At 59.5% G+C, this 13,667-nt stretch carries 10 protein-coding genes; 2 read left to right on the top strand and 8 right to left on the bottom strand.

Translation table 11 applies throughout. The features are described 5' to 3' along the window. Positions 1-109 precede the first annotated feature (109 nt). Together PSV43_RS22270 and PSV43_RS22265 are read left to right on the top strand one after the other, a co-directional pair. A complete protein-coding gene (locus PSV43_RS22270; protein WP_300202942.1) occupies positions 110-934 on the top strand; it encodes an MBL fold metallo-hydrolase in 825 nt (274 codons plus the stop codon). Further along, positions 918-1,841, top strand: a complete 924-nt coding sequence (locus tag PSV43_RS22265; protein WP_300202945.1) for an NAD(P)-dependent oxidoreductase — start codon at positions 918-920, stop codon at positions 1,839-1,841. Before PSV43_RS22270 ends, PSV43_RS22265 begins: the two co-directional genes overlap by 17 nt. A 107-nt stretch (positions 1,842-1,948) precedes the next feature. Here PSV43_RS22265 and PSV43_RS22260 read toward each other — a convergent pair whose 3' ends face one another. From PSV43_RS22260 to PSV43_RS26155, 8 genes are all read right to left on the bottom strand, one after another. Continuing rightward, a complete protein-coding gene (locus PSV43_RS22260; protein WP_300202939.1) occupies positions 1,949-4,666 on the bottom strand; it encodes a carboxypeptidase regulatory-like domain-containing protein in 2,718 nt (905 codons plus the stop codon). Next, positions 4,663-7,386, bottom strand: a complete 2,724-nt coding sequence (locus tag PSV43_RS22255; protein WP_300202936.1) for a hypothetical protein — start codon at positions 7,384-7,386, stop codon at positions 4,663-4,665. Before PSV43_RS22255 ends, PSV43_RS22260 begins: the two co-directional genes overlap by 4 nt. A gap of 100 nt (positions 7,387-7,486) precedes the next feature. Beyond that, positions 7,487-8,878 (bottom strand): DUF1501 domain-containing protein, encoded by a 1,392-nt coding sequence (locus PSV43_RS22250; protein ID WP_300202933.1) that lies wholly within the window; start codon positions 8,876-8,878, stop codon positions 7,487-7,489. After that, entirely contained in the window at positions 8,875-9,162 is a 288-nt protein-coding gene (locus PSV43_RS22245; protein WP_300202932.1) for a hypothetical protein, read from the bottom strand. Before PSV43_RS22245 ends, PSV43_RS22250 begins: the two co-directional genes overlap by 4 nt. 52 nt (positions 9,163-9,214) lie before the next feature. Further along, the gene (locus PSV43_RS22240) at positions 9,215-11,599 is read right to left on the bottom strand and encodes a PSD1 and planctomycete cytochrome C domain-containing protein (RefSeq protein WP_300202929.1); all 2,385 of its coding nucleotides are present in this window, start codon (positions 11,597-11,599) and stop codon (positions 9,215-9,217) included. Further along, the gene (locus PSV43_RS22235) at positions 11,596-13,089 is read right to left on the bottom strand and encodes a hypothetical protein (RefSeq protein WP_300202926.1); all 1,494 of its coding nucleotides are present in this window, start codon (positions 13,087-13,089) and stop codon (positions 11,596-11,598) included. The genes PSV43_RS22240 and PSV43_RS22235 overlap by 4 nt, the downstream gene beginning before the upstream one ends. Further along, the gene (locus PSV43_RS22230) at positions 13,086-13,556 is read right to left on the bottom strand and encodes a hypothetical protein (RefSeq protein WP_300202922.1); all 471 of its coding nucleotides are present in this window, start codon (positions 13,554-13,556) and stop codon (positions 13,086-13,088) included. Before PSV43_RS22230 ends, PSV43_RS22235 begins: the two co-directional genes overlap by 4 nt. After that, a complete protein-coding gene (locus PSV43_RS26155) occupies positions 13,553-13,663 on the bottom strand; it encodes a hypothetical protein (RefSeq protein ID WP_345784685.1) in 111 nt (36 codons plus the stop codon). Before PSV43_RS26155 ends, PSV43_RS22230 begins: the two co-directional genes overlap by 4 nt. Positions 13,664-13,667 lie beyond the last annotated feature (4 nt).

Here is a 13,667-nt window from a genome sequence, read left to right as displayed (position 1 = left end):
ACTGCGGGTGGCAAGAACTCGCCGCTGGCAGTCCACGCTTTTGGTTTGTACCGGGACGGCGTTACATACCTCTTGCCTTCGCCATCAAAAACGCATTGAATCGTTTCCCATGTTGCTCCCCCTCGAAGACCTGTTCAATGATGTGATCGCCAAGTCCATGCGCGGTCTTGGCCTTAGTGATGACGCTCTGGCCGGCCTTTCCTGTGCTAGTACCGAAGACATTGCCAATGCCAAGGCAGGTAAGGTGGATGACTATGTGCTGCGCAAAATCGCCCCCCATTTGCAGCTCGAAGGCTTGTCACTGGTGGCCATGGCGCACGGTGAATGGCGTCCGCTCCCCGTCAACGTGTCCGGCTTGGAACAGTTCAACACCACATACCACGACATGACGGTGAATGCGTATCTCGTCTGGGACACAGAAACGAAAAACGCGGTGGCCTTCGACACCGGGGCGGATGCCTCCCCCATGATCAACTTCATCCAGAAGAAGGGACTCAATCTCAGCCTCATCTTCCTCACACACACCCATGGCGATCATATCCAGGATCTCGCCAAATTGTCTGCGGATGGTGCCGTCACCACCTTTGTGCATGAGAAGGAGCCCTGCCCCGGCGCGAAGACCTTCAAGCTCAGCGACACTGAAGCGTGGGAATCTGGAGGGCTGCGCATCGAGGCACGCAGCACGTGGGGGCACTCGAAGGGCGGCATCACCTATGTGGTCAGCGGTTTGAAGCACCCTCTCGCCATCGTGGGAGACGCCATCTTTGCTTCCAGCATGGGAGGCGGCATGGTTTCTTATGCCGACGCCCTTGCCACGAACCGGAAAGAAATTTTCACCCTGCCCGACAACACTGTCATCTGCCCCGGCCACGGCCCCATGACAACGGTCGGAGAAGAAAAGGCCCACAATCCGTTTTATCCCGAGTTCCAATAAATTCCAACCAGCCTCACCCATCATGTCTCAAACCGTTGCTTTCGTCGGAGTCGGTAAAATGGGGGCCAACATGGCCCGCCGCCTCAAAGATTGTGGTTATAATGTCACAGCTGTGCTCGATGTGAACACCCAGGCAGCCGCCGATCTTGCTGCTGAGCTCGGCTGTGTCGCCTGCACCCGGCTGGCTGACGTCACCGCCGCCGCTGATGTCATTTTCACCGTTGTCACCAATGATGCTGCGATGCGCGGCATCTTTTTTGGAACCGGGGACAGCCTTCTCACGAACGCGAGCGGCAAGGTCTTCGTCAACTGCGCCACGCTGTCTCCCGCGATCCACCGCGAAGTCTATGCAGCTGCTGCTGCAGTCGGTGCGCAAAGCCTCGAAGCCTGCATGGCCTCTTCCATCAGTCATGCACGCGAGGGTAAACTCTACCTGATGCTGGCTGGTGATGAAGCGACCTATCAACGGGTGCAGACCATGATCGAGCAGATGAGCATGAACCTCCGTTTCATCGGCGGGCCTGGTAGTGCGGCGGAAGTCAAAGCCCTCGTCAACATGGTCATGAACATCAACACGGCAGGTCTTGCCGAAGGTCTGGGGCTCGCCGCCGCGCTCGGTCACGATCTGAACATGATCCGCGAAGTCTTCAGCCAGACCGGGGCCAATTCACGCGTGCTGGAAACAGACAGCGCCGACATGGTAGCCCGCGAGCACGACTGCTGGTTCTCCGCCGAACACGCCGCCAAGGACAGCGGCATCGCCGCCGCTGTAGCAAAAACCGTCGGCCTGCATCTGCCGCTCAATGATGCCACCAAGGCACAGTATGAGAAGATGGTCTCGCTGGGTCTCGGTGAACTTGATAAATCGGGAATTGCAGAGCTGACGTTTAAAGGGCGACATGCGTGAAATTGATCCGTTACGGCGAAGCAAAGCAGCCATCTCGCTCCGCGAGATGAGCCGAAAGCGATTTTCCCAAAGAGCACGCGCAGCACCTCTCGCGGAGCGCGAGGTCTTTACTGCGGAGTAGCGCCCACTTTCAGAATCTCCAGCTTCTTGCCCACCTTGTGGCGTTGCAATTCACGGCCGCCGGCTGATGGCCGCATGATCAACGTCTGACCGATGCGGACGGGGATCATCGCCTCCTCACCGACTTCCAGCGAGCGCACAAAAAGCTCATTGTCCGCTCCAGGTGAAAGTCCAAAAATGCGTACCGAACCCGTCTGATTGTTAGTGATCACGACCTCAGCAGGCTCGCCGATGTTGGGCGGTGGTTTGATGGCGGTGGCAGATGGAGGCAGGGGCTTGAGCGGCGGCATACCGGAGTTTTCAGGAACTGGCTGCGCAGGCATGACAATGAGTCCAGCAGCAGGGGCGTTCGCAGACGACACCGGTGCATTCATAGCTGGAGATCTGGTGCTGATGAAAGCGGGCTCCTTGATTTCTGATGCTTTAGCTGGGTTCGCGAGACGTTTGGGTTCCTTAGCCGCGCCGCAGTCGAATTGATCGAGTAATTCCTCACGGCGCACTTCCAGGGGCAGGTCGCAGTACGTTTTCAAGGAACGCTCACGACGTCTGAGGTCATCTATCTCAGGAGTGCTGAAGGTGGCGGGATCAAACGGTGCCGTGCGCTGGCGGTCGAGCGTTTCAAACTCGGTGGCGAGCACACCCCGGCGTTGCAATTTGAGGTTCAGATCCGCCTGCGCAGTTCCAGCATCGCGGTTGAACTGCGTCTGCAGATTCGCGATGTTCACCCCCATTTGCACATTCTGGTTTTGAATGACGAGCATCTGCTGGCGGATCTGCTGGATCTCCAGCTGATGCTGCTGAATCTCCACCATGATGGCCTGCGTACCCGCACCCGGCTGCTGCATGCCGGGGCGCCTGTCCGGCTGCATGGTCGTGGGAGACTGCGGCATCTGCTGCTGCGCCGCTGCCTGCATTCTCACCTGGTCTTGCGCCATGCAGACGGAGAGATGTTGCAGCCTTCCATTCAGCGCCTGCAACTGCACGGCGTTCGCCTGTTGCTGCTGGGTGAATCCGACCACCTGAATGCGATACTGCTGGTCAAACTGGTTCACCGAAGTTTGCAGTGTCTGAATGTCGGGATCAAGTGCGGCCACCTCAGTGCTGATCGCGGTCTGACGCTCCGCCAGACGTGCGAGCTCGGCATTTCGTTTTTCCGTGACGCCCACCATCAGGGTATTCCGTGCGGCATCCTCCGCCGCTTTGAGTTTGCCGTATTCGTCAGCCACGTGGTCGCGCGCCTTGGCGCATTCGGCTTGAAGGTCTCCTTTGAACGCGGAGAGCAGTTCGCTCTCCAGCAGTGCGGCATCACCTGCACTTACTTGATCCTGCCAAGGTCCTTTGACCAAACCCAGCCCAATGCCGCAGACATACGCCGTGTCCTTCGCCGCCTGAGTGGCCGTACGATTCGCATAATGATTCTGCGCGAGTGAGCGCATCTCACGTGCAGCCTGCGCTGGCTGATGCAGGCACAGGTTCATCCAGAGCCGTGCCTCACAGGCACGGTCCCAAGTGGTGCTGTCACTTTTTTTGCCAATCGCCGCCGCGAGGCTCTGCTGTGCTGCCGGGTAATCCCCCGCGCTGAGCAATGCGAGCGCGCTGGCGTAGTTCACACTGCCATCTTTGGCATCCACCTTCATCGCACGCTGATAGGCACGCTCGGCTGCGGCCTTCGCCTGCGCCGAAGCTCCCCAGCCTTCATTCAGCATCGCACGCACATAGCCGTGCAAGAGTTCGTTGCAGGGTTTGAGCTCGAAGATGACGTCTCCATCCTTGTCGCACTTCACCGTCAGCGACCCGGTAAAAGGCTCGCACTCGGGGGCGTCGATGGCGACGGTGTAACTGCCCTCAGCAAGATCCTTTGCGTTGTATTCGCCCTTCGCATCCGTCACGAAGGGCTGATTGAGCGGCGTGGGAAGATTTCCTGAAGGTTGGAGCACAAGCCTGGCATTCGCCACTGGCAGCCGCGCATCATTCGCCCTGTCGTTGCCACTGCTGATGAGTTTGACGACGAGCACCGCCAGCTCGCACTTGTCTCGTTTGGGAGGTGTTTTTGACAGGATGAAATCGTGCACGTATTCAAGCGTGCCCTGCGGCACGGTGAAGCCGCGCCCGGCATCCTCCGGCGCGAAGCCGGCAGCCGTCACACGATATGCGTAGTCAGCAGGCGACAGATTCTTGATCTCATAGTAGCCGCCGGGCGAGCTGGCCGTTGCTGTCGCTACCACCCTGCCGCCTTGGCTTGTCAGCAGCTCCACTTTTGCTCCGGGCAATGGCCCGAGGTTGTCGCCTTTTTCTGTCTGACCGTAAACCCGGCCATGCACGGCTGGCTGAACGATATTTGACTGCGCCGGACTGCTGCCGGACTTCGGCTCACGCGTGAGGAGAAAGTCATGCACAAATTCGCGCGTGTCCTGCGGCATGGCAAAGCCGCGCATCTCATCTTCATCACGAAATCCGGCGGCCGCGACCTTGTAACGGTAGGCACCCACCGCGAGCGTGTCGATCTGGTAGTAGCCGTACTCATTCGTCGTCACCGTTGACGCCGCACCTCCCGTTTCAGCACGCAGCTCGATCTTCGCGTGCGCCACCGGACCGAGGTTATCACCTTTTTCGTTCTGCCCGTAAACACGACCATGCACACTGCCATCCGCCGCGTGAAGCAGCGGCGCAGCGAGGAGAATGAAAAGAGGCAGGAGCGTTTTCATGGCGTGTTGTCAGGGACGAGACGGACTCCGAGCACACCAACGGCGTCCGTCTCATCCGTGGTGTTCAGTGTGACCATGTAGGTAAGTGTGACGTACATCGTACCCGTGCCCGCCTGGACGGCATAAGCGGCTGGATTGAAGGCCGGTGGCCCAGCAAAGGAATAACTGGCACCGTTTACTGGATCGAGCGGGTAGCCGACGAAGTTGTTCGCCGCCATGCGGTCAAAACGCAGTGGCATATCCACCAGCAGCAGAGGCTGGGCCTTCCCCAGTGGAGCCGCTGGCACCAAGCTGGTGGTTTGCAGCGTGAAGAACGGTTGTGCCCCCCATGGCAGAGGCATCACATTGCCAGCTGTATTGCGCCGGATAGGGCCACTGCTCAGTTCCGCACGTGCAAGCACCTGAGCTTTGGAGGCAGGCGATGAACCGCCCACGAATGCGATGTAAGCGACAGCACGCAAGCCATTGGCCGCAGCAGGAATCGGGACCGATCCCTCAAACCGCATCGTGATCAATTCACTGCCATTGCCGGTCGGACGTGCCGCCGTACTCCACGCGGGCAGAGTGACTGCTCCGGGGATATTTTCGTGACTGGCAAACAGCAGGCCGAAATGGCTGCCATGCTCGGCGGTGAGACTCCATGCATTGCGGATCGCCAGCGGATCTGCCAAGGCCATGCCCTGCCATTTCAAAAACGGTGGCGTCACCGCAGGAGTGACCTGAAAACTCGGCGCAGGCGCATTGCCGAGACCGAACGGGGGCAGAATTCCTCCGCGTTTAAGGCCCACATTGGCCGTCGTCGTGCCAGCCGGGAACAGCGGCAGCAGCGAACCGTTGGCCGCAGTCAATACATTCCCAAAAGGGCCCAGCGCAGTGACACGCGGCTGCACATAAAGGTAAAGCGCCTCGGCGGAACCCGCAGTCAACAGACCGGCAATCACGGCACGATTGATCGGGGGCATCACGACACTCGTAAATCCAGGGAAACCACCGATCTTGGTCGCCATGGGGGTGATCAGCACCGGCGCGGCTTTGTGCGGCAGCACGGCAAATAGATCGACCCGCCAAGAGGTGATGTTGGAAGTGTTGCCTCCCACATTCCATTTCACCGTCACAGCATCACCATCACACACGATTGCCGTGCCTGGAGCGATGCGCACGCCGCTGATGAGCGGTGCAGCGGGTGGAGGCAAGGGGAAGAGCAACTGCGCCAGTGCATTAAGCAACGGGAACAATCCGCCGCCACCGGGAGGAGGCAGACCTCCTGGCAAAATCGTGCGCACGGGTGGCAGCAGCGGTGGTGGTGGCAATGGGGGAATCGGCGGGATGTTCACAAGAGGCGGCGGTTCGGGTGGCAGTGCTGCTGGTGAGCCTTCTGGAAGCGTCATGCCTGATTTCCACACGGGCACCTCCGCAGCTGTGGACGTGGGTCGCATCAGATCGCCCGCCTCATTATAATAGGCCGCAGGTGTCAGCCAGAGCGCAGGCAGCGTCTTCTGATCATCCGGCTGTTTCTCACTGTCATAGATCACCTGGCCTTCAGTCTCGATTTTTACGCTCTGCAGTTGCGCACGATCAGGAATCTTATTCGTCGGCGCACCGCTGCCAATGATACCCACGCCCGGTGCGCTCAGAACTTCCTTCGTCAGCGGATTCATCGCCAGCTCAAACGCGGCCAGGTCAAAAAGCTGCGGTTCATTGGCATCGCGCAGCGGGTCCATCTCCGATGACAGCAGGAACTTTCGTGCACCTGCCACGAGATAGACTGGATTGCGCGTGCCCTGCTGCGGCCCTTTGCCGCCCGTGAGTGTGATACGCAGATTTTCCACCTTGGTTCCTAGCGGAGGCGCAGGATTCAAGGAGTCGTAGCTTTCCTCAAACCACGGCACGGCACCCACAACACGCCCGCTCAGCGCACGGACAAGGGCATGCTCTGTCTTGAGCTCTGCCTTCTGATCATCGGTTAGATTCGTTGCGTTTGTTTTTGCCTCGTACTCCGGCAGCAGTTGCATGAGGCTGGCGCGGCTGGACGACAGCTTTTCCTGCGCCCGAGCATCCACCAGACCGTTCGCGGCAAAGAGTTTGCCGTTCACCTCGATGCGATACCCAGCCAGCACCCAGTCACTGCGCCCCTGTGAAGCGAAGCCAATACGCTGCAGATCGCCACACTTCACATCTGCCAGCAATTGCTGCGAGGTGCGCAGTGCATCGAGACCGCCATCATCGCCTTTGGCGGAAAACTCAAACGTCGCCATCTGCCCCGGCTGAATGGAATCTGCCTTGCCTTCCAGCGATGACTTGTGCGGAAACGCTGCGAAGGAAGGCTCACGCCTCACACCGCCCAACGGATACAGGCGCAGAGGAAAGCCGAGGCCCAAATGCACATCCACCGGCTCGCTCAGCGCCGTCCCCCCGGTACCAATTCCCAGCGTGATCTTGATTGAGTCCACCGCTTCATCTGGCGGCAGCGAGCCTTTCTCAAACGGTGTGCGTGGCAGCCCCTCTTCCTTAAACGGCACGTCCACCTCCTCGCCTGATGGTACGGAGGCCAACGGTTGCTCTGACGAGCTCGCCTTAGCCAGCAACAACGGATCCACCTTCGTCACATACAACGCCCCGGCTCCGATCACGCCTCCGAGAAGAAGGCCCATGAAAAGCTTGCCCCATCCAGAGGGAGGCTTGGCAGAAGATGCTGGATCATCAGAGTAAGCGTCGCTCATGGTATATTCAGGGAATGATTCTGCCTGATTCCATACAGACCAACCTGCACGGGATTGGTTCGATATTAGCTCCCAGCGTGGCGTGGGTGCAATCCCAATCTTAGGCCAGAATCCCAGTCGCCACTTCGCCACTCACGTTTGTCAGGCGGAAATTCCGGCCGCCATACGAGTAGGTGAGTCGGGTGTGATCAAGCCCAAGCAGATGCAGCATGGTCGCGTGCCAGTCATGGATGTGCATTGGATTCAGCTCGGCCTTGTGGCCTACTTCATCCGTCGCGCCATAGGTCAGCCCGCCCTTCACACCACCACCGGCCATCCAGATCGAGTAGCCTTTGTGATTGTGATCGCGGCCATCACCACTCTGCGCGTAGGGCGTGCGGCCAAACTCACCGGCCCATACCACGAGTGTGTCCTTGAGCATGCCGCGTGCCTTCAAATCCGTCAGCAGGGCGGCAATGGGTTGATCCGTGGCGGCGCAGTTCGTCGTCAGCAACTCGCGCAGACGATTGTGATGATCCCAGTTTCCCGGCGATGCGATTTCGATGAAGCGCACTCCGGCTTCAGCCATACGGCGCGCCAGCAAACACTGCCGTGCGAACTGATCCTTCCCCTGCCCGATGCCGTAGAGTTTTAAAATGTGTGCAGGCTCGCTGCGCAGATCGAGCACGTCGGGGATCTCGCTCTGCATGCGAAAGGCGAGTTCAAAGGATTCAATCGCGCCTTCGATTTGGGGATGAAAACCATCACGCTGCATCTTGCGTTCGTTCAGGCCGCGAATGAGGTCGATCTGCGCCCGCTGAAGATCGCCCGGCAGCGACGGCACGATGTTTTTCATTGGCGGGCCGGGAGCCACATCCTTCTTCAACAGCGCAGCGTAGAGCTCGGGCAATTGCGAGCCGCCGATGCGTGTGCCCTGGCAGATGGCGGGCAAAAACGCGCTGCCGTAGTTCTGTGCACCGCCGTTGTCCGCTGGTGGGTTCAGGGTGATGAAGCCGGGCAGATTTTCATTTTCGGTGCCGAGGCCATACAAAGTCCACGCGCCGATGGAGGGGCGCACGAATTGAAAGCTGCCGGTGTGCATCTGGCCGAAGGCCTGCGCGTGATTGGGCAGGTCGGTGTGCATGGAGTTGATGATGCACATGTCGTCCGCATGCTGCGCGAGCTTGGGATAGAGGGAGGTCATCCACTGGCCTGATGTGCCGAATTGTTTGAGGGGATGTACGGGGCCGAAGAGTTTCGCGCCGGAGGAATCGCGACCCAGGGACGCGGTCTGGCCGTCGCGTTTGATGAGCTCGGGTTTGTGATCAAACAAGTCCACATGGGAGGGACCGCCGCGCATGGTGAGGAAGATCACGCGCTTGGCGCGTGCGGGGAAATGCGCGGCCTTGGCAGCGAGGCCGCCCTGCGCCTGAGCGAGGGCGGAGAATGCCAGCCAGCCGATGCCTGAGGACATGGAGGTGAGGAGATCGCGGCGTGAGTGGAGTGTGTTCATGGCAGTTGAATCTTGTTCTGCACCGACCGGTTCCGTGATGTTCTCCCAATGTTGATCATGTCAAATATATCCAGATACCAGGCAAGCTTCATCAACACTGCGTAAGTGATAATGCCAGCCACGAGCCCTGCGCCCCATCCTTGGAATGAAGCAATAAGAAGGCCCACAGCCACCGTCAGGCCGATCGCAACAACTTGAGTCAGCAACAACCAAAGCATTGCCATCAGCCCTAGAGCTCCAAGAAACACGGCAAAATCGACGATGTATTTCAATATTCGCTTCATGCGGGATTGAGGGTGTTGATGCTTGTGGTTTTCATTCTTTGGAGTGGTTGGATCAATCAACCAAACGGAACTCGGCACTGGCGAGGAGTGACTGGCAAAATGCGGCGAGGAGTTTGGATTGATCTGCGGCGTGAGTTTGGAAAAATGCCTGCGCGAGCTGCTGCTCCTGTGCATCTGGAGGGCGATTGAAGCAGAGCAGAAATGCGTGGCGGATGCGGTCTGGGAGGGTGGATTTTTCCAGGGTGATGCGGTTTGCCAGAGCGACGGCTTGTTGCTGAACAAAAAGGCCGTTGAGGAGGTAGAGTGCCTGCAAGGGGACATTGGTGACATCGCGGTCGCCGGTGACGAGATTGGGATTGGCCGCATCAAACTGCTCCAGCACATCGGGCAATTGATCGCGGATCACGGGCAGATAAATGGAGCGGTGATGGGAGCCGTCGAGATCGGGCGAGAGCTTGGTGTTGAAGCCGATCAAGGAGACGGACTGGCCGTCCAGCTCCGCGACGAGCGAGCCTGCTCGGCGTGAGGGATCGAGCAAGCCGGAGATAGCGAGCATGGAATCGCGGATGACTTCAGCATCGAGGCGACGCTGGTTGGCGTGTGCGAGGAGGCGATTGTCGGGATCGGTGTCGCTATGGCCTTGGCTGGACTGCTGGTAGGTTTTTGACAGCACGATGGCTTTGATGAGCTTCTTCACGGACCAGCCGCCGTCGATGAATTGGAGGGCGAGGTGATCGAGCAATTCGGGGTGGCTGGGGCGCTCGCCGCTGAAGCCGAAGTTATCAACGGTGCGGACGATGCCCGCGCCGAAGAGATGCCGCCAGACGCGATTGGCCATGACGCGGGCGGTGAGCGGATTGTCGCGGCTGGTGAGCCAGTGCGTGAGTTCAAGGCGACCGCTGTGCTTTGGGGACACGCTGCCCTTGACATCCACCACGCGAGGAAACCCGCGCGGGACGGCCTGCGCCGGATGCGCGAGCTCGCCGCGCTCGTAGAGCTTCGAGTCCGTGATGCGCTGCGCCTCCTGCGCACCCATGCATAGCGGCAAGGCGTGGCCGGATGCATCCACGGTTTCAAGCCGGCCCTCAATGCCGCCACGCGACCAGAGGATGCGGATGGCGTTGCTGAGGATTTTATGAAACTCGCTGCTGATGTCGCGCCCTTCCAGCTTCGCTTTGGCAATGTAGGCGTTTTGCGCGATTTCATCGGCGTTCAGCTTGGCGAGATCCGCTTTCAATTTCACGACTTGCTGAGCCGTGGTGGATTTCCCAACGATCCCCTGCCCTGACAACTCCGGCAGACGGATGAGATGACCGTGGTTGTTGTTCTCCGAATCGATCCAGTTGCCGTAAAAGGTCTGCGTGCTTTTGAAAATACCCGCGAGACCATAGTAGTCCTCCATGCTGAACGGCTCCGTCTTGTGATCGTGGCAGCGCGCACAGGCGACCGAACTGGCCATCACGGCGCGGGTCACGGTGTCGAGCTGTTCGTCGGCCACGTCGGCAGCGAACTGCGCCGGATCCATTTCATTCAGGCCCTTGGGACCCATGGCGAGAAAGCCGGTCGCGATGAGCAGGCGGGCGCGCTCTGCATCACTCTTCGCAGGCAGCAGATCACCGGCAATCTGCTCTGTGATGAAGCGGTCAAAGGGCAGGTCGGCATTCACTGCGTCGATGACATAATCGCGATAACGCCACGCATGTGGGAAGGTCAGGTTTGACTCGCGTCCGTTGGACTCGGCAAAGCGCGCGACATCCAGCCAGTGGCGGCCCCAGCGCACACCGAATTCCTTCGACGCGAGCAGTTCATCCACCGTGGCTTCCAGCTTCGACATCGAAAACGCCACCGCCTGCTCCGGCGTCGGAGGCATGCCGATCAAATCAAAGTACAAGCGCCGCAGCAGCGTCACCGGCTCCGCCTCGGGTGCGGGAGAGAGGCCATTTTTCTTGAGCATGGCTGCGATGAATCCGTCGATGTCACCCGCAACCCGTTGCGGCTTTTGATAGCTCCAGAACTTTCTCCCCGACTCCACATCGACCGGCGGACGCTCCGCTGCTTTCACTGCCGTCTCACGCGGATCAGCCGCACCGGCTTTGATCCATGTCTCAAAATCCGCGATGACAGCCTGTGATAGCTGCGGCTTCTTCGGCGGCATTTCGAGATCGGGGTCGCTGTGCTTGATCGCTGTCAGCAGCAGGCTCTTGGCGACATCTCCCGGCAGCACCGCGGGGCCGGTATCGCCCCCGGTGCGGATGCCCTGTTTGGTGTCGAGCATGAGGCCGCCCTTGGATTTGCCAGATTCGATGGAGTGGCACTCATAGCAATGATTTGCCAGCACCGGCCGGATTTTCGCCTCGAAGAAGGCGGTGTCTTCACCCGCAGCCGCGCTTTGCATGAGGCTGGCTAAAACAAAGATCAGGAAAAAAGACCGCTTCATGGGTTTGTCTTGGTGGTGGGCTCAGGCTTGCGTTCGCTCAGCCAGTCATGCGTAGCAGCAACCGGCCACTGGCTGCTGAGGCTGCGCGTCCCCTTTTCAGCAGACCATAGCATCCAGCATGGCGAATGGGTCTTCTCATCCAGTGCGGCAAAAGTCAGCTCGGTGGCCGATTTCCATGCGGGAACGGTTTCGCAGCTCCAGTCAGGATGCGGCGCGGAGATGACTTCCGTTTTGCCACTGCTCACTTCCACCACCGCCACGGCATCCGTCGCCTCTTCGACCACGGCGACGAGTTTGCCATCGGGCGAGACAGTCATGTAATTGAGGTCCGTCGGCAAATCGCCCGGTGCGGTCGGGATGGTGCTCAGTGACCGGCCATCCGCAGAGATGAGATGCAGCAGCGGCTCCAGTTTTGGCCTTGATTCAACCACCGGCAGTGTGATGGGCTGGCTGGCAAACAAGATTCTCCCGTCCGGCAGTGGATGCAGTGCCGCGCGCTCCGGCATGAGGGCCAAAGCCAGAAGCCTGACCTCTGGCAGACGATCGGGTGCTTCGACCTTGATCCGAGAATCTTCCGACCGGCTGTCTGGGGAGGATTTCATGAGCGCGCCAGACTCCTGCAGTACCGTGATTTGCTGAATGCTCTGCAGGCTGTCCTTGGGCTGACCGAGCGACTTGGTGAAGACCAGCGTGCGCCCATCCGGCATCCATTGAAAGCCGCCGGATGAAATTTGCTGCGCGACGAGGAGGCTCGTCTTCCCATCGAGCGAAGTCACCCGAAGATCGGGAGCCTCAGTATCCTCATTGAATTGGAGAAAGGCGACCGCCTCGTGCTTCGGGGAAATCTTGGGCATGAGCGGCAGTTCCAGCAAACCCCAGGCGATGCCTTGCGGAGATGCCTCGGTGGACTGATCGAGTTTGACGACGCAAAGCTCAAAAATGGAAATTTTGCCGCGTGCATCATCGAGTTCAGCCATGATCTTTTCACCCTGAGGCAGCTTGCGCAGCACCTTTTCCACATCGGAGCGCTGACGCTCGAAAATCACCCACAGCCCAGCGAGAAACACATTCTTGTCATGCGCTGGCATCAGAGCTTGCAGACCCTTGACATGGCCAGGCTTTTTAACCCGGGCAATCTCAAATTCGAGTGTCGGCAAAACCATTGGCAGCCATGCTTCGATGCGCTCCGCTTCTTGGGCGGAAATCAGCTTTTTCGTTTCTTCCCATGTGCGAACGTGGCGTTTGCGTGAGCACACAAAGCCGGTGCCATCCGGCAGCCACGTGATCGTTTTGAGCAGCCAGTCTTCAATGGAATCCCCCCCGAGCAAGGGCTCGCCCAGCGTCCCGTCCGCCGTCACGAGATGCAGGTGATCATTCACCGCCACGATGGCCCGGTCGCCCTTGGGCGACCACCAGATGCGCTCCTCAGGGTAACAACCGCAGAGCCACAGGGCCGTCAGCAGGCAGACGCAACGGGCGAGAATTTTCATGGCCTCACCTCCTTCTCCGCAATGTCCACCCGCACCACCTGCATGCCGCTGCTGAGCGGATCAAGCGCCATGCGATACCGCGCCCACGGGCTGTCTTTGCGCGGAGTGACCGGTGCCGCATTCGCTATCACAGAGGCCTCGGGACGCGCGCTCCCTATATAAAAACCACCCGCCGCAGTGAGTGCGGAGAACGCGATCACCGCCGCCGCCTTCAGCCACAGCGGCTGCGCCCACTTCCGCCTCAGCTCGCGCACAGGTTTGATTTCCGCGTGAGAAAAGACACGCACACATTCAGGATGCCGCGCCACTGCTTCACCCGTGAGCCGCAGCACTTCCGCAATGCGCGCGGCCTCTTCACGCGCAGCAGGATTGGTGGACAGATAGGCCTCCAGCAAGTCCACCACCTCCGGGGACAGTTCGCCAGAGTGGTGGTCGATGACCATGGCATGCAGGGATTCAGGTTTCATAAGGTTGATGAGTTGAGTTCAGATTCAAGCCGATGGCGCACTTCCGCGACGGCATGGTGCAACCGCGAGCGCACGGTGCCGATGGGGATGCCAAGACTTTCGGCGATTTCG

This window comes from Prosthecobacter sp., assembly GCF_029946185.1.
In the GTDB taxonomy this organism is placed as follows: Bacteria; Verrucomicrobiota; Verrucomicrobiia; order Verrucomicrobiales; family Verrucomicrobiaceae; genus Prosthecobacter.
Note: the sequence above shows the minus strand (reverse complement) of the source record. Positions and strands in the feature narration are given on the sequence as shown.